Below are 18,369 nucleotides of genomic sequence, written 5' to 3' on the forward strand. Positions count from 1 at the left end.
AATTTGAAAGTTGTAAAAAAACTTGAGCATTTATCATTTTTAGCGGATTTAGGCGAAAAACAAGTAATGGCTGATATTGTTGCGCTATCTAACGAGTTACCGCAAGATTAATAAAATAAGCTCTCCCGCTTTGCTCTTTAACAATATAAACAAGCTATAAACCGAGTGATTAACTTATCTACGTCGAAAAGTAATTAGTCGCTTTATTTTCTACTATACCTTGCAAAAAACACACAGCATACTTCTACCATTTGATAACTTGCTTTTAGGCGCTCAACAACAACCTCCATCATCAAACAGGTGATTATTGAAAATACCAAAGGCTCACTACTCCCAGCCCGACCAACGTTAGAAGCAGCTCACATTGTTTCTATGAATAAAATAAGCAAAATTAATGGATTTGAAAAACTAACTATTGACCAATAAAAGTTAATTTTAAATAATCCGGATAATTTCATTGGTTTAAGCAAGGTAGCAAACACTTCCAAAGGCTCAAAATATTTTTATGAATGGACAGAGTATAAGAAAAAAGGCATAAAAATTTCTCCTGAGTTTAGAGAAGAAATGATAAAACCAGAAAAAGATGTTGAATTGAAAATTAAAAGTCAAATCAATGAAATGAAATGAAATGATTAATATTGGGAGCAATAAATAATGGAAAACGTTCTAATCAATTTTCTAGATGATTATGTAGAAGAACCAAGTGTTTTGTTACTTTCAGACCTCAATGAAATTGAAAAAAAACGACTACCTCAAAGCTGGATCAATATACTTTCAAATGAAAATAAAAAGTTAGATACAATAAAGAAAGAATGGAGCCAATTTAAAGACGAACTCAGCTTAGTTTATGAATATATTTGCGACAACTTAATATCTCTTGACTTAGCCTTTTTCGATGAAAATTATCATTTGATCTATGGCCTTAAATCAACTAATGATGGTGAAATACTTTATTATCAAGGCTCAAACCCTAAGAATATTTTAAAACATAATGATTTCAACAAAATGCCAGAGCAATTAAAGAAGTTTTACAATTTACAAAATGGTTGGTTTTATCTAGCGTCTGGCACTATGGGGATAATGCCTATTGAGGAAACGTTTCATTTAAATGAATATGACTGGGAGATATTAGAAAATAGTGCATTTGACTCTTCCTCTATAAATTTAAAAAACAATATTGCTATTTTTTCCAATGGTATGGGTGGGCACATTTCATTTGATGAGCGGTTAGGCGAACTAAAATCAATGACTTGGTGGTCAGAAGAAGAGCCCACTTTAGATATTGATTTTTGGTCAGTTTTAGATACTTGGATTAGATTGGGGTTTGATGGGTAGAAAAGAAATAATTAGGACATCCATAAACTTAGAAATAACAATAACATTGCTACATAAAAATCAAATACAGAGTAAAAGCTGTGGACGAACTCCGCTTGAATCTTTAGTTGATGGAAAATCGATTTGGGCTGAAAAGAATTTAGCTCATATCTAAGCTGACAAGTCCCCTAAAAATCGGGGAACTGTCAGATCAGGTCTGAGCTACTACAACTGAGTGTGTTAACACCAAGCGATTCTTTCGTAGCTAATTCACTGTGTTGACTCTAATTGGAATTTTTAACTGCTAAATAATCCGCAACCACTTGCATATTAAATTTTACCGCCCAATCTAACGCGGTAAAACCGCTTCTATCAACAAGCTCTCTAGGAACTCCTTTTTCTATTAGCTGTTTTATAAGAGGAAGATCGTTATTTATAACCGCTAGGTGCAATAACGATAATTGTGGGTAACCATAACGTTTTTGGTAAGTAGTGGTATTTGTTATTGGTAACAGTTTGTTTATGAGTTGCTTATTGTTGTTTTCAATGGCGAAATACAAGCTCGAAAAAGCATGATTAGCTTCCTCAATCTGTTGTTTGTCTTTAAGCAGGTAGTTAGCTAAGTCATAGCGTTTTGATTTTATAGAAAAAGCTAATAATGAAGAACCGTCAATAATAAGGTCTGAATTTATCTTAGCAAGCTCACCTTTCATTTGTGTTAAGTCTAATCCCTTAATCAATAAAGCCATGATCATGGAGTTATCTTTTAAAATACTATTTAAAATGCTAGATACAAAGCGCTGGCTGTCAATGTGTTGTTGCCAGTTAGGCTGCGACATAATATTGAGCGCGATTTTTTTTGCGTAACGATAATCATGTTGTAGCATCAGTCCTTGAAAAAACATCGCTTGTGCTTTAATGCTGCTAAGTTCCATTCCATGTTGTAAAGTGCCATTTTGAAATCGATAACCATATTGCTTGATAGCATCTAAATACAGAGTGGCTGCGGTTAATTTATCTTCAAGTGATGTTTCTTTATATATTAGCCTGCTAACAACCTTGTCGTAGGCCATGAGGCTTTGATCATACTTTATAAGGTCAACCAGCATCTGCGGATCATTAAAGTCGAGTTGCGATTTATAATGCTCCATTTTTACGTCTTTTAAGTCGTCATAGCCAAGTGCAATAAGGTAATCTATTTCAGCAAGCACTTGCTTGTCTTTTATTTCACGGCTTATAAAATCAATTTTTGAATTAATGTCTTCGTATAACGCCGGTGGGTAGCGCTTTTTAACTAAACGAGTAAATCTTACCTGAGCATCATTTACTATATCGCGGTTATTGTGCCGCTTTAAATCACTAAAGTCTTCATTACAGGTATGAACGGTATATGTATACATAAAATTCGCAAAGTCAGATGAAGCTAAATCATAATGTTGCTTTAGTTTATCTATAATAAAGGTGCATCCATCAATAGCTTTAACATCGGGATAATTAAAATTAAACTCTTTGTAGTCAATAATTGCATTTAACACATTAGGCCATTCACTATTTTGTGAAAAATAAGGACTGCTAGGCTCACTAGATAAACGAAAATTTAATGCCAAATAGGGAAAGTACATTTCACGCCGGTATTTTTTTAATGGTATTTTTGATTGCTGATTAGACATCAATTCATCGTAATACAGCAGGTACTCCCACACTTGTTTAAATTGAACTGTTGAAGCCTGGTGGCCACTTAACAGCTCTTTTCGAGATAAGCCCCCTTGTTGATAGAGAAACTCTAACAGCTCGATCTTTTGATAGATAATAGCGGCTTGAAGCAGTGGCGATTGCTCACTTTCTATAGATAAATTTTGTTGCTTTATACTGCTAATTGTTGTTGCCAGTGATTGATTTTGTAGTATTTCAAGCCATTCATCTTGAGAATTTGAACTAGAGTGACTCATGTTTGAAAAAACAATAAAAATAATGACAACAGTAAAAAATCTTATAGACATTATTGCTCCCCCGTAGATGTGATAAATGTTGGGGCTTGTTGCGTATTAGCTACTTGCTGTAAATTGCCCGCTACATTAACTTTACTGAATTGATTAAATAGTTTATTAACGCAAGATGGTGCTTTTGGGTGAACCAGCTCAGTTAATGATTTATTGGAAGCAGTTTTTATATTCACTGGTAAGCCAAACTTAAGGTATTGCGCTAATTCCTTGCAGGTAAAAAGCGTATTATTGGGCAGATTTTTTAACTTATCTAAGCTATAACCAAGCTGAGCATAATATTCTATAAGTTCAATACTTTTATCGTAATATTTAGGCGTAAATAGTTTTTTAAAAAGCGGCCAGGTATTTGGGTAATCAGTAAATTGCGAATGTAATGAATACGCTTCAAATAGCGCATGGCGATAATTTATATCAGAGGTTTTAAGTGCTTGTTGAAATACGTTGAATAACTCTGCTCGGTTATACGGATAGCTGTTCAATACTTGCTTAAGTATCGCTACATTTAGGCTTGCATTAGGTGTACGTTGTCGTGATGCTGCAAGCAAACGCTTGTTCGGGTTTATTGTAGACTCATAAATAAAGTGCTTTTTAAGGAATGGCTTAAATCCGTACATCAAGGAAGTATTATTTTGAATAGCTTGCATCAACTTATCATAGAGCAGCTCACCTTGCTCATTCTCCATAAATAAAAATTGGCTACCATACTCTTCTAAGAAATCAGATAAAAGACCGGTACGCTTTGCATCGAATAACGCAAATAGTAAGTGTAATTTGCCATCATCGGCTAACAAAGGTTCTAAGTGATAGAGCTTCCGAAATAGCTCTTTATTTTCTAATACTTTTTTTAGTGACTCTACGCTACAAGTAATGTCGTTTTGATTAAAAAAAAGTACGATATGATCAGCTGATGTAACATAGTTAATTGATAGTATCATGCTACATAAAAGGTCTTTGAACCAAGTATTTTGGATCAGAGAAGGCATTAAGTGCTCTCCCTTTTGTAAAAAGTAGCGCTCTCCTTGTTGAGTATTTAACTCTGCTTGAATAATATGAGCTAGCTCTTTTTCATCTAAGCCTAATTTCAGCCAAACTTGATAGTGTTCAAATAAATACATACTCATTTCTTCTGATTTTAACACCCCAAGCATGACTTCTTTATTTATTGTGAGCTGCTGATCCGCTATTAAGCTCCTCAATACAGTAAAATGTTGCTTAATAAACTCAATATAAAATTGTTCTAGCTCATTACTTGTAAGGTTAGATGCTGCATGCAATGCTTTTTGCAATATACTGCGACTAGACGAATAGCTTATAACACAAGATAATGCTGATTTATCGACGTGATTAAAGTCAGCGTATAAAAGTAGCTGTTGATTATTACTTAAAACGAGAGCTTCGCATTGTTTTTTGAGTAATTGATTCGCGGCTAACGTAATAGCTTGAGAAGCAAACCCTTGATACCAAGACAAAGGAGCCGCTGTATTGTTAAAAAATGAAAGCAAATTAATGTTAGCATTGCTGATACGCAAATCATGTTGCGTTATAAGTTGCTTAATTAATGACTGATGGTCAACAGAAAGAGCCCAATGAAATAAACGCTGTTTGGCACTAGAAGAAAGCAAAGAAAGCTTTAGTTTTGCTATTTCTTCTGACGCATAAGGAATGTACATTACCATCTCTAGCACTGCTTGGTTCATTGCTTCAGCGTTATTTTTATCAAAATCGGCCAGTGAAGGTGGTGCAAAAGTCCCCCATTGAATTTGCTGTCCTAATGTAGCTTCTCGCGCATTTTCAGTACTAATAAAATGTGAAATATAGCTTGGATGAATGTATTCTTGGTAACGTTGAAATGCACGCTTAACCTGCTCTATATTACTTGCTGTGCTCGCGTCACTTTGATAAAAGGCGTCTAGCAGTTTAGTCAAAACTTGATAGTGATCACGGCTATCAAATCTACTTAATTGAAATGCTTGTTGGCCAATGTTAAGTTGACTGACGATATGTGACTTCACTTCGTCATTACTTTTTATAAGTGCTAACAAAAAGATTTGAAGTTTATGGTACTCGCTAAGTTCAGACAGCTTTACGCTACTAGCTATGGTGAGCGCTTCATCTGTTTTATTTTGTTTTATTGCGTAGATTAATGTATCAACAGAGTGTGGTAAAGATAGCCAATTTCGATCGCCCCATTGCTGCAACTTAGCTTGTGAAAAGCCACGCTCTTCAAGTCTAAAATAGAGTTTATCGATTTTTGGATCTGATAGTTTGTTACTGAAACCTCTTGAAAGCCTATATTTCAGCTGCTCTTCAGTGAGATAATTTGCGGCATATGAAGCAGGTAAGGATATCTGTTGCTCTACGTTACCATACATTGGATTACAACCAATTAGGCACACTAATGTTGTTAAATATGCGAGTCCTTTTTGCATATAGGTTTTCATTATAACTTCCTTTTAAAGCTCTGCTCAGTTTACCGAACAAGGCTATCGCTATTGATTTTTGATATCATCTTCAAGTATTAAGTTAGCTCCTTGGTATTGGAACCGTTTTCTGATTTACTTATCCTAGTAGCTGAGCTTATTACTGGGCTGACCTCACACAGGGCAGAGCGCATAAAACTCAACTGTAACAAACATCTAAAAAAGGGGGGGAATTATTAATAAATGATGAATTACAGGCATGTAAAAGCCAACATTAAACAATTTCTGCAGTTGGTGATGGCTTGTTTTGACTAAGCTTTATTAAAATGCATTAGTTATAACTTAATCTAACACATCGACTTGAAAAGTGAGAGTTACCTATTTTGATAAAGAGGTCTAATTGTTAATCAAAAAAGGTAACTTTCATGTTACATACCAATAACCCAATTATTAAACATAACACTGGTTTATTAAACTTAGCTGAAAAGCTCAATAACGTTGCAAGAGCTTGTAAAATAAGGGCGTATCACGAAATACACTTTATGGCAAAATAACTAAGCCCCTAGTGACTCTAATTGTGCCTTACACTCTTCCTTAGAAATTAGGCCCATTTCTTTTTGCCTTTTCACTTTTCTAATAGCATCAAAGTTATCTAATTTAAGCTTCGCTTTTGCTAGTCTAGTGTTGAGTTCATCGCTAGTAATCACGTCCATTTTTAATGCTTTTTCTAATTTTTCTTTTTCTTCGTCAAATTCTTTTTGGAAAGCGGCTTTTTCTTGTAAAATTATTTGATCTTTTAAGCCTTTTTCAATTTTAATGCTTTCTTCTTCAAGTTCTACCTTCTTTTCTAGTAAAGGCTCTATTCTGCTTAACGTCTCTTTTAATACAAGTTCAACATTTTCGCCATTATTTTGTACTAAGTTATCGACAAACTTTCGACCTATGTCTAAATAACCTATTTCTAATTGCCCATCGATAGAGGCTATATTAGATTTTATAGCTGATATTTTTGCGTTATCTTTATGGCTTGAGAGAATATCACCACTAAGCTTAGAGGTGGAATCCGATATATTAGAGCCAATTGAATTAGCCTGTGTCTTAATTTTATTAAATAATCCCATTTTTTATCCTTAAATTTAAAGTTAATTTTTTTGCTTAGTATGCTCAAGCTTTTTATGTTTAGTTTTTTTATAACTAACAAAGGCAATATAACTTACTAAGGTAAACATCCCTGCGTACAACATAACTGTCATGGCGGCAAAAATAAAATAGATGACCAGTAGCATAATGACGGCACTTACTGGTGACAACTTGAACAACTTCCGTTTAATATTTAATATCACTCAATCTCCTTATTGAATACTCAAATTTCCGCGTTATTCTCTCTTATATAGTTTAAAGTTACAATAATAACTTATTATATTAACCTCAAAGAGTTACAAAACATAACTACCTTTAGAAGAGAAGTGTTAATGTAAACTTTTATTGGTAAGGTAAATGTTAACCGCTTTACCTCCCTGTAAATCACAATAAATATAAAAGCCAATTTTAATTTTTGCTCAACAATTGATACCTAGCTTAGGTTCTGGCTTGTCGACGAATGGTGTTTTTACCCCGAAAAATCATCGCCTCTCCCCTTAGCAGTTAGTCATTAGCCCTGCCATATATGAACGTTGATTAAATTGTATTGTCAGCAAAAAAATTGGTATTATTGCCTTTTCATATAGTTACACGGACGTGTCACTTCAATTTTAAGGATAAAAATGAAATATATATTGCTCATTCAACTCATCGTTTTATGCTTCAGTGTATTTATAAACAAAACTTACGCCACCTCTCCTAACAAGCAAGAGCTATTAACATATTGGGAGCAGCTTCAACAAGGTAATGCTGAATTAAAGTCTTTCAATAAGGTTGATACCAATACTTACGCGATTTCCTTTAATAACATTCCTTTTGAAGGTGATATAGAGCTAATCAATATAGATATTCAAGAAGTAACATACGAAACACCAGTGCCTATTAATTATATCGCGACTATTGAGATTAAATTCCCCGAAGAACTTGAACAATTAAAAGATGGCTACAGTCATAGCTTTTACCGTTGGGCAGATAGCAGTCATTTTTACTACGACTATAACGCTAACAATTGGCTAACAAGCAAAGAATATAACAAGCTTTCAAACAGCGTTTATCAAAACCTAGAACCGAGTAAACTAACGACTCTTATCAACCAATACTCAGGGGAAGTCACTATTGGGTTAACTCTGCTATTTTTAATTGTTATGTCAACTCTGTTGTTATTTTTGTGGCAAATCAAACAAAACTTAGCCTTAAAAAGTCATCTCTAAGCAACTTTAATAAGTGGCAACTACATAGTGTTTGCCACTCAATACGAATTTAATATTGGGTGCATGAAGACTTAACAAATAACACCTCAAAAATAATAATACAAAGTCAGTTTTGCTTGCGTCTCCTCGCGGTACCACTTTTTGTAATTAATATTACTACGTAGTGCCCAGTTAGTTTGCAAAGCCCAATTCCATGATAAATCGACGCGTGAATGCCGCGCTACTTCACTGTTAAGTAACCACATAACATTGCCAGTAAATGCTAATTTATTATTACTGTTAAGTTGCCAAACCGCACCTAACTCGGTACCTAAGCCTACTTCAACGTTATCTGCTATATCACCCGCATTGAACTCAACAGATCCTAATATAAAGCTATGAAACTTATTAGGATCACCAAATGACTTGCCATACCCTCCTTGAGTAAAGTATCTACTTTTTTGCTTATTTATATCAGGCTGTCTATCGTACCCTAGCCTCATATTCCATGACCAACTATTAAAAATTTCATTGTCAGGTGCAAGTGACATTGCATCAATTAGGTATAAGTGTTCGATACGCAGTTTATCATTTTTGCTGAAGCTGCTCTGGAAATCAAAAAAGCTAATTTGAGCACCTGGAATATAACCAAGCGAATAATCAAGTAAATCATGATAGGCCAACCTATAGGAAAGCTCTATTTGATTATCGTAGTTATTGCTATTCACTAAGGTAATACCCACTCGAGATGAACTATGCCCCTGCTCAGGAGAAGCAAGTGGTTTTTGTGGCTCAGAAAAAGGAGGTGGTGTTTTTAGCTTACTGCGTTCATATAGCAATTTTTTTAAACGTGGTGCTATAAGATCTCGATTAAGCCCTTGATCATAAAAATTAAAGTTTAACCATTCATAGGCCATTTCTAAAATAGCGGCTTGTCGGTCTATGGTGTAGGTAGCGTTGTCAAATTCACCCTCTTCAATTAACTGTTGAACAGATGCTAACTCTTGTGCTGATAGCTGTTGTGCATAATGATATAAACGCGTACCAAATGCTGGTCGGTAATTAGGCTCTTGAAGTAGCTTATTATTTTTCAATGCGGCAACAGTATCTGACGGAATCGCTTGAAAAGAAAATGAAGAAGTTAAATCAAGCTTTTCATTAGCAAGTTGCAATAAGCTTAATAACTGGTATGAGCAATTTTCATCAATAAAATAATAGTCAAAAGTAGCTCTTTGTAGCTCCCACAAGTGAAGTAATATACGCTCAACTTCTCTTTCGGTAAAATTGAGCTTATATTCCCAAATATCTCGAGACTCTATATCATTATATTCCCGTACCTTTCGGTAATAAGGCATAACAGTGAAGTTACCAGGGTATTGCCCTACAAGTCCTTTAAACGCATACGCCGCTGCATTATCTTCAACATCAGGTTGGGCGGAAAAGTTGATCGCAAAAGCTACTAGCTCTCTATGCCTGTTTTGATCTTTTGCATCAACGCGTAATAACGTATGCCCAAACATTGATGAGGGGCTATTCATAAAGGCCGTAGGAAAAACCAACGTAATACCTGCGGGGTTCATCACTTCTTTCCATTGATTAAGTTCAATGCAGTTGAGCTCAGGCCAATTATTAGGTATTTTCTTTTTTAGCCAAGTATAGCGAGCAGGAAAGGCGCAGCGTAGTTTGTTGGCTTCGTTTACCGTTAACCCTATTGCATTAAAACTATCAACGGTAGCCAGCAACTCGGCATAGGGGTCTGTTTTTCCAGATTTAGTAAGAAAAAAACGCTCACTGTCTACTTCACTTTTCCACTCAGTCAACACAGCTGAGCGATAATGACCAAGCTGTAACCAATATGAATTTTTAGCTAAGGTCTTGAGTGATATATCGCTGGAAAAAGATGGTAAAGATAATAACGTTAAAATAATAAATATAACTGTGCTTAATATTTTCATGGTGTCTTATATACCCGTTACCATTCAAAGTGCTTAATTTTATAGGGAACTAAAAGTGGTGTAGGTGAAATATGTGTTTTATACAATGGTCATACCCTTGTTAAAGTAAAAGAATACGACAGCTATAAATATAAAAAGCCCCAGAAGGGGCTTTAACATAATTTGAATAAATTAACTGCGCAGCTAATTAAGCAAGTTTATAACTTGATAATACAGCATTACTTGCTACCAAACGGTTTAGGTTTTCTAATACTGTTTGTGAAGTTACATTTTCAGAGGTGTAAATAGCGGAAAAGTTAGCTTGTGCTAAAGAAGCAAATTCGGCTTTATCTTGCTCTGCAAAGCCCCATACTTCTGCAAGTGTAGCCAAAGTTTCGCCTTCACCTTTTGAAATATCACGTGCTAATTGATCAACATTACCATCAATAAAAAGTGATACAGTTTCGGTTGAAGTGATAGGGCCTGTGCCATCACAACCTAATGTACCAAAAGTAATACCAAAAGTTTGGTTACCTGAAGTACCGTTAGTTGTTGCACCTAATACTTTGAACACTTTACCTTCTTTACCTGCAAATACCATAGAGCCTAAGCCACAACCAATATCTTGGTCAGCCATTGCTTGAGTGAAAGGTAAAAGAGAAAGTGCTGCTACAGCGATGATTTTTTTCATATTCATAAGTCCTTTGTATGATGAATTAGCCTTAGAAAAAAAGGCGGTGCAAAGTAACATACTTTTAGAATATAAAGCAATAAAAATAGGGTGAAAGTACAATAATTTATCAAGTAAAAATAAAAGGTTAAATAAACTGAAGAAAAGTTCACGATTATTACTTTTAACTTTAATTTATACTCTTTACAATTAACCAACACATAATTTATAGCTAAGGATAGTAATAATGTCAGCAGAAAAATCGTCTATTAAAAACTTATCAGAACAAGAACTTACTAAATCAATAGGTCAGTTTCTTTATCAATCTATTAAGGAAGAGTGGCTAACGGCCTATATTTCTCTCTCGTGTTTAAGTCCCCATCAGAATAAACATGAAGCGCTAACTAAAAGTTATGTTTGCACGGCTTATTATACTTGCGCATTTAATCCTGAGCATGAGACAAATGTTGAAGACAAACTCATTGAAAACGTTGATGCCATTAAACCAACATTTGAACAGCTATTCACACTTGCTCAAGAAAAGTCAGGAAAAGTATGGGCTGAAGCAATATTTACCATTGAGCGTAGTGGCAAATTTAATTTGAAATTTGTTGATGATACCCCTTTTGATGGTAACCTTTGATAAGAGGCAGGTTTCTTTTCTATATGTTATCTAACAAGCAGCTCGATAATCAACCTACTATTTAGTGCATTATCGAGCGCCATTATAAAGATTTATAATGCCTTAACTAATATCCTAGTTAGCAACTCCTCCTTAACATTCAAGTCAACAGTTATGCGGTTATTAAATCACTCTGCGAATTTAATGTTTTTGTACTATTATCAACGGAGCATACATAAACCCGTACAGGTAAAGTGGCCAAATGCTATTACGTAAAATAGTTTTAGCCTAAATACATTGAAAGGACTCGTTGTGGATATACTCAAAGTAGCATTAGTTAACCTGCCGGAACACTTTAACCTCCCTTTAGCAGCCTTAATCAAAGAAGAGCAATTAGGTGCATGTAAAAACGTTACAACCGCTAGCATTGCTAATTATTTAAAAAGCCAATCAGACGATACTAATTTTTTAATTGTTTACGACAACACAATAACAGAAGCGCAGCTGTGTCAGTTATCTGCACCATTACATATTCCCGTCATATTATTAACCGATGAATGTAGCTTTGAAATGGAAAGAACGGCAAAATCTTGCAATATCGATCTCATTGTCAATGTGAATTCGCCCGAGGTTTTAACTTTGGTGTACGGTTTTATACATCAATACCATATATATCAATCGCAACACGCATTAATTGTTGATGACTCACGTGTAGATAGTTACATCGTTGAAAACATCTTATCAAAAGAGTTTATAAAAAATACCATAGAACTCAATCCTAATAATGTCATTAACCTTTTACACCAAATAAGCTCTATTACACTCATTATTCTAGATTATGAAATGCCAAATAAAAACGGTTGCCAGTTAATGGACGAAATTAGAAACACATTTCCAGAACGACACTTTATTTTTATTGGTATTACCGCGAGTAGAAATGCGGTCATTAAGTTTTTATACGATGCAGCAGACGCTACCTTTATTAAACCCCTTGATTTAGAGTTATTTTCAGTCACATTAAGAAAATTAATTTTTAACGCCTACCAAAGCACAAAAGAGCGTCAATCTCTCATTGATTATAAAAATATAATTAACAGCTTAACAAAAGATATATTCAACCCGCTTTATATACTTTCTACCATTAATGAAGTGTTAGTTGATAGCGTACCTGACACTAAGAAAAGCGCTGATGCGAGCTTACTTTGTCAAAAAGCTAAAGATAAAATTGAACACACCTTTGCTGATCTGCAAAGTTACATTGAATTATCACAATGCTTACATAGTCCAAACCTAAAGGCGTGTTCATTAAATGCTATGATTGCAGGACAACTCTACATAGAGTCAAGCAAAGCGAAAATAAAAAATATTATTATTAACCAATCACTTGACGAAAAAATAAAAAAACTATGTGTACCAAACCAAGTAGAGCAAGTCATTACTCATTTAACAAAGCACGCTATTGATAATAGCACTCAAGGGGATAATATTTACATACGCCTTTATCCCGACAAGTTTAATATCGTCTTCGAGGTAGAAGATAGCAAACCTTGCATGCTTAGTGATGATAGTAAACATTTACTAAGCGAGCATAGTCTTACTGTAAACAGTAATGCTAAAGACCCTTTAGATATTGTTTTAAACAAGAAAATTATTGATGCTTTAGGTGGAACTACCGGTGAAAAGCAAGGTAAGAACGGCACCATCTATTACTTTGAACTTCCTTCTTATGCATTAACGCCTAGCAGTTTTCATTAAATAACTTAAACTCAGGTTAAGATCTCACCGTAATTAAAGAGCAGTATCTTCGGGGTATATTATCCCTTGTTGTGCTCTTACCTGCTCAATAACGCTTAGTACTTGTTCAGAAAGTTGCCAATGGTTAATCGGTGACTCTATTTTACCTTGTTCAATTAAATCAATGAAATGACTCAATTCATAGGTCATTCTATTACTCGTTTGCGCGACTGATATATTGTGTACTTCCCCATTATTTAATGTCAGTGTAACTTCGTTAAATAACGAGCTATGCTGCCAATTAATTCGCCCCTTATCGCCCTGTAACTCACCTAAATTGGCTCCATGACTTACTTTTGAGTAGCTGATAAGTCCTTGTAATTCTGTTTGAGCTATTCCTTGAGCATTTACTGAATGATCAGAGTAAGACAATAGTACGTCACCATAACCATCAACACCTGAAGCTAACTTGCTACACTGACTGGCAACCTTATTGGGTAAGCCGAATAAGTCAATAATAGGATAAAGGGGGTAAATACCAATATCCATTAAACCACCATTACCAAAAAACAAGTTAAAGGTATTAGGGTTTTCTCCTTTTAAGTAGGCTGGATAACGTGAAGATAATTGACAAAATGAAGCGCTATACTTACGAACCGTACCAATCGCATGTAAGTGTTTTTTTATTTGTAGGTAGTTAGGCAGAAAAGAGATCAGCATAGCTTCCATAAAACAGACATTGTTATGTTTAGCCGCCATAATCATGCGTGTTAATTGCGCAGTATTAATCGCAATAGGCTTTTCACATAGCACATGCTTACCCGCGTTTATCATCATCAAGGTTTGTGCTTCATGACAATTATTAGGAGAAGCAATATAAACAGCATTAACCTCACTAGCATTGGCAAGTTCGCTTAAGTCGGTATAACAATGCGCTATTTTATGTTTTTCAGCAAAGGTTTGAGCTGTTTCAAGCTGACGAGAGTAAACTGCATAAAGGTTAAAACGCGGGTCTTGTTTAGCTGCCTCAATAAAAGCACAAGTTATTTTACTCGTCCCTATAACGGCGAAATTAATCATATGGTTGTCCTTATAAATAACCTTTAACTCGTGCAAATAAGTAATTGAAAATAAGTAATTGAAAATAAGTAATTGAAAATAAGTAATTAGTAAAAAGGTTAATGAAAGTTAATGAAAGTTCAAATAAATTTAAACCTTTTATCATGCAATGGCATCATACTAAAAAACATGATACTGATGAAATAAAAACAACAACACGGAGATACTCTTATGTTACAGCATTTATCTACTTTAAAATTAGCCCCACTTGCCTTATTAGTTATTGCTTCATGCGCTCAAGCAAAAACCATTAATAAAACCTTTGATGTTACGGCTGGCGGCTTATTAAAACTTGATACCGACATAGGCGCAATTAAAGTTAACACTCACTCACAAAGTACTGTATTAGTACAATTGAATATTGAAGGTGAAGACCAAGATAAACTACATATTAACTTTACTACACCAGCAAACGGTATAAATATCGAAGGAGACATCAAACAAGGCAGCAGCTTTTTTAGTGGTAATAAACACATTAAAGCAACTTACACGCTAACCTTACCAGAGCAATATAATGTTGACGTTGAAACCAGTGGAGGCTCAATTAGCATAGCAGATCTCACTGGTGAAGTAGACGTAGATACCGCCGGCGGCTCTATTTCATTAAGTAAAATACACGGTGATGTAGAAATAGAAACCTCAGGCGGCAGCTTAAAAATTGACGATGTAGTTGGAAAAATTGAAGCTAAAACTTCAGGTGGAAGTATCAAGATAAACCTACCAACTAAGCCAACAAAAGACAGTGAGTTTATCACTTCTGGCGGTTCAATTACTGCGTATTTAGCGCAAGACACTGCTGTAAGCTTAACCGCTAAAACCAGTGGCGGTCGCGTTAAGAGTGATTTTGCTGTAAAAGGTAGTGTCGATAAAAAATCAATCGTTGGTACTATAAACGGCGGCGGCCCTAAAATGTTACTTAAAACAAGTGGCGGCAGCATTCATATTAAAGAAATTTAATAGTAGTTAACCTCCCCTCTTGCGTTAATTAGCACCTTTACCTTAGTGAGCTAATTAACGCTCACTTTATTTACTCTCATTACTTTATTTACTATAACTAATTACCCCTTCGCTCGGTATACAGCCTTTTTCTAACCCCTTTAGGCTTTGTAGCTGACATATAAGCACCATACCAACTAGCATTTATTATTTATTCCCAACAGGGAATGTAAAAAAATTGTAAATACTTATGAATATTGGCACTATAGATAAGTACTTTATGGAATTATTCAACTATAGTTGTTTTCAGTTTCACTTCGTTGACTAACCTTTTTAGCATCACAAGGAGAACAGATGTTCAAGTTTACTCGCTTTAATAAAAATAAAATAACCACGCTCATTATATTTGCTAGCTTGCCTATACTTACGGCCTGCGCAACAGCAGATAACAGCAAAAACACTAATAATGCAGTTACCGCTAACACTCAACACAAAAGCTCAGCTGTAATTAATGAAGTAGAGGGTATACGTGAATACCATTTAGACAATGGTTTACGTGTTTTACTTTTTCCTGACCAAAGTAAAGAAACAGTTACCGTAAATGTCACCTACCATGTTGGCTCTAAACATGAAAATTACGGTGAAACCGGTATGGCACATTTACTTGAACATTTAGTCTTTAAAGGTACGCCAAAACATAAAGACATTCCCAAAGAGTTAAGCTCTCATGGCGCTCGCCCAAACGGTACTACTTGGACTGACAGAACTAACTACTTTGAAACCTTTGCAGCAACCGATGAAAACATTAATTGGGCACTAAGCATGGAGTCTGACCGTATGGTTAACTCATTTATTGCGAAGGAAGATTTAGATAGCGAGATGACTGTTGTCCGCAATGAGTTTGAACGCGGCGAAAACAACCCATTTCGCGTAACCTTACAACGCATGATGGCATCAGCTTTCACTTGGCATAACTACGGTAAATCAACCATAGGTGCCAAAGCAGATTTAGAAAATGTCCCCATTGAGCGCTTACAGGCTTTTTATCGTAAATATTACCAGCCCGACAATGCAACACTAATCGTTGCTGGTAAATTTGATAACGATGACATGCTAAAACGTATTAATAATTATTTTGGCGTAATTCCTAAACCAGATCGCGTTATTGCACCACTTTACACACAAGAGCCAGCACAAGACGGTGAAAAAAGCGTTACGGTTCGTCGCGTAGGTGACATGCAGTTATTTGGCGCTATGTATCATATTCCAGCGGGATCTCATCCTGACTACGCCGCTATTGACGTACTTTCTCAAGTATTAGGCTCAGCACCAAGTGGCCGCTTACATAAAGAGCTTGTTGAAAATAAACTCGCCAGTCGCGCATTTGGTTTTAACTTTCAATGGCAAGAGCCAGGAGTCATGATTTTTGCTTCGCAAATAGATAAAAGTTTTGATATTGATAAAACTGGCGACAAAATGTTATCTGTTTTAGAAAGTATTGAAAAAAATGCCATTACCGCCGAAGAAGTAGAACGTGCTAAACGTAATATTCTTAAAAATATTAACTTATCATTTAACTCATCTGAGGTTATCGCAAAAACCTTAAGTGAGTGGTTAGCCATGGGCGATTGGCGTTTATATTTCTTACACCGCGATCGCATTGAAGCGGTAACGGCAGAAGATGTACAACGTGTTGCTCAAACCTATTTAACGCGTAACAACCGTACTACTGGGCGCTTTATTCCAACAGACAAACCTGAGCGCGTTGAAATACCACAAGTGGCGAGTGTTGCAGCGATGGTTGATGGTTATGAAGGTAAAGCTCAAATAGCCCAAGGTGAAAACTTTGAACCATCATTTGACAATATTGACAACCGTACTAAACGCTTTACCTTAGCCAACGGTGCACAAGTGGCATTATTGTCAAAGAAAACCCGAGGTGAGTCAGTTTCAGTCAATATCAATATTGATTTAGGTGACGAGAAAAGCCTGCATAGTTTAGCAAATGTTAGCGAAAGTGTTGGTGCCATGTTAATGCGCGGCACCAAAAAATACACACGTGAAGAGCTAAAAGATGAGTTTGATAAACTTAATGCTCAAGTTTCTTTTGGGGCATGGGGTAATGGTGCATATGCTCGCATTACCACAACCAAAACTAACTTAAGCGATGTGCTTACTTTAGCCAGCTCTGTATTTAAAACACCACGTTTTGACCAAGCTGAATTCGATCAATTTAAAGCAACACGTAAAGTTGATATTGAACAAGGTATGCAAGACCCACAACAGTTAGCATTTAGAGCTTACTCTAAAAAGCAAAACCAAGTAGCCAAAGGTCACCCTAATTATGTTGGTTCTTTTGAAGAAAGTTTAACGGCACTAGAGAAGTTAAGTATTAGCGATGTTAAATCTTTCCATAACGCTTTTTATGGTGCTAATGCCGCTAAAATATCTGTAGTTGGTGATTTTGATGAGCAAAGTGTTAATGCACAGTTAAGCGAAATATTTGGTAACTGGAATGCTAAAAAACAATACCAACGACTAGCAACGCCTTATAAAAAAATGCCGGTTAAAGATGAAAACTTTAATACTCCTGATAAAGAAAATGCCACTTTTGTCGCCGCGATCACCTTGCCATTAGGTGATAATAGCGACGATGCTGCAGCATTAGAGCTTGGTAACTACATCTTAGGTGGTGGCTTCTTAAATAGCCGTTTAGCAACAAGACTACGTCAAAAAGACGGTTTAAGTTACGGCGCTGGCTCATTTATTAGCCCAAGTTCATTCGATAACAGAACAGCCATGGGCGCATACGCAATATGTGCTCCACAAAACTTAGCTAAAGTAGAGCTAGGCTTTAAAGAAGAAATGGCGCGCATGTTAAAAGATGGCTTCACAGAAGAAGAAGTTAACGATGCTAAATCAGGTTTATTACAGGGTGAACGCGTAAGCCGCTCGCAAGATAAAGAGCTAGCTGGCACATTACGATCGCAATTAGCGCTTAACCGCACTATGCAGTGGAACAAAGCCTATGAAGCACGTTTAGCTAACTTAACCGCTGCAGATGTTAATAAGGTAATGAATAAATACATCAAGCTTGAAGACTTCTCTATTATTAAAGCAGGCGATATGAGTAAAGTAGAGCAGTAAAACTTTATTCATTTAGCTTAGCCCTCGGCGTGATAACGTTAACGCCATAAAAAACCTTAGTATGAAAGTACTAAGGTTTTTTTATATTTTACCTACTTCTTTACTGCTAAGTCACTATTAACTATCAAGCGTTAATCATA

Annotated in this window: 13 protein-coding genes and 1 pseudogene; 7 read left to right on the plus strand and 7 right to left on the minus strand. The window is 35.5% G+C overall.

Annotation, left to right across the window (positions count from 1 at the left end; genetic code table 11):
* Positions 1-654: 654 nt before the first annotated feature.
* Positions 655-1,335, plus strand: a complete 681-nt coding sequence (locus tag ABD005_RS16975) for a hypothetical protein (RefSeq protein WP_343818928.1) — start codon at positions 655-657, stop codon at positions 1,333-1,335.
* Positions 1,336-1,598: 263 nt separating this feature from the next.
* Here the strand turns inward: ABD005_RS16975 and ABD005_RS16980 are convergent, their stop codons facing one another.
* Both ABD005_RS16980 and ABD005_RS16985 read right to left on the minus strand, forming a co-directional pair.
* On the minus strand, positions 1,599-3,314 hold the full coding sequence (locus tag ABD005_RS16980) for an ankyrin repeat domain-containing protein (RefSeq protein WP_343818929.1): 1,716 nt from the start codon (positions 3,312-3,314) through the stop codon (positions 1,599-1,601).
* Complete coding sequence (locus tag ABD005_RS16985) at positions 3,314-5,758, minus strand: hypothetical protein (RefSeq protein WP_343818930.1); 2,445 nt, start codon at positions 5,756-5,758, stop codon at positions 3,314-3,316. Before ABD005_RS16985 ends, ABD005_RS16980 begins: the two co-directional genes overlap by 1 nt.
* Positions 5,759-6,162: 404 nt before the next feature.
* Between ABD005_RS16985 and ABD005_RS16990 the strand changes: the two are divergent.
* Positions 6,163-6,281, plus strand: a pseudogene (locus tag ABD005_RS16990) (helix-turn-helix domain-containing protein); the annotation flags it as partial.
* A 10-nt stretch (positions 6,282-6,291) separates the two neighbouring features.
* Here the strand turns inward: ABD005_RS16990 and ABD005_RS16995 are convergent.
* Positions 6,292-6,858: a hypothetical protein gene (locus ABD005_RS16995; protein ID WP_343818931.1), complete on the minus strand. Its 567-nt coding sequence runs from the start codon at positions 6,856-6,858 to the stop codon at positions 6,292-6,294.
* 21 nt (positions 6,859-6,879) lie between these two features.
* Positions 6,880-7,080: a hypothetical protein gene (locus tag ABD005_RS17000; protein WP_343818933.1), complete on the minus strand. Its 201-nt coding sequence runs from the start codon at positions 7,078-7,080 to the stop codon at positions 6,880-6,882.
* Between the two features lie 420 nt (positions 7,081-7,500).
* Between ABD005_RS17000 and ABD005_RS17005 the strand changes: the two genes are divergently transcribed.
* Positions 7,501-8,088 carry a hypothetical protein gene (locus ABD005_RS17005; protein WP_343818934.1) on the plus strand — a complete coding sequence of 196 codons (588 nt, stop codon included), beginning with the start codon at positions 7,501-7,503 and terminating at the stop codon, positions 8,086-8,088.
* An 86-nt stretch (positions 8,089-8,174) separates the two neighbouring features.
* Here ABD005_RS17005 and ABD005_RS17010 read toward each other — a convergent pair whose 3' ends face one another.
* Together ABD005_RS17010 and ABD005_RS17015 are read right to left on the minus strand one after the other, a co-directional pair.
* Positions 8,175-10,022: an Lnb N-terminal periplasmic domain-containing protein gene (locus ABD005_RS17010; protein WP_343818935.1), complete on the minus strand. Its 1,848-nt coding sequence runs from the start codon at positions 10,020-10,022 to the stop codon at positions 8,175-8,177.
* A 187-nt stretch (positions 10,023-10,209) separates the two neighbouring features.
* Positions 10,210-10,692, minus strand: coding sequence for a DUF3015 family protein (locus ABD005_RS17015; RefSeq protein ID WP_215980948.1), 483 nt, complete (start codon positions 10,690-10,692; stop codon positions 10,210-10,212).
* Positions 10,693-10,918: 226 nt separating this feature from the next.
* Here ABD005_RS17015 and ABD005_RS17020 point away from each other — a divergent pair, with 226 nt between their 5' ends.
* A complete protein-coding gene (locus tag ABD005_RS17020; RefSeq protein WP_215980947.1) occupies positions 10,919-11,314 on the plus strand; it encodes an immunity protein YezG family protein in 396 nt (131 codons plus the stop codon).
* Positions 11,315-11,605: 291 nt separating this feature from the next.
* Positions 11,606-13,048, plus strand: a complete 1,443-nt coding sequence (locus ABD005_RS17025; RefSeq protein WP_215980946.1) for an ATP-binding response regulator — start codon at positions 11,606-11,608, stop codon at positions 13,046-13,048.
* Positions 13,049-13,081: 33 nt separating this feature from the next.
* Here ABD005_RS17025 and ABD005_RS17030 read toward each other — a convergent pair whose 3' ends face one another.
* Positions 13,082-14,107: a Gfo/Idh/MocA family protein gene (locus ABD005_RS17030; RefSeq protein WP_215980945.1), complete on the minus strand. Its 1,026-nt coding sequence runs from the start codon at positions 14,105-14,107 to the stop codon at positions 13,082-13,084.
* Positions 14,108-14,317: 210 nt separating this feature from the next.
* Here ABD005_RS17030 and ABD005_RS17035 point away from each other — a divergent pair, with 210 nt between their 5' ends.
* Positions 14,318-15,103 carry a DUF4097 family beta strand repeat-containing protein gene (locus ABD005_RS17035; protein WP_215980944.1) on the plus strand — a complete coding sequence of 262 codons (786 nt, stop codon included), beginning with the start codon at positions 14,318-14,320 and terminating at the stop codon, positions 15,101-15,103.
* 333 nt (positions 15,104-15,436) lie between these two features.
* The gene (locus ABD005_RS17040; RefSeq protein WP_215980943.1) at positions 15,437-18,229 is read left to right on the plus strand and encodes a M16 family metallopeptidase; all 2,793 of its coding nucleotides are present in this window, start codon (positions 15,437-15,439) and stop codon (positions 18,227-18,229) included.
* Positions 18,230-18,369 lie beyond the last annotated feature (140 nt).

The organism is Colwellia asteriadis (assembly GCF_039523295.1).
GTDB lineage: Bacteria > Pseudomonadota > Gammaproteobacteria > Enterobacterales > Alteromonadaceae > Colwellia > Colwellia asteriadis.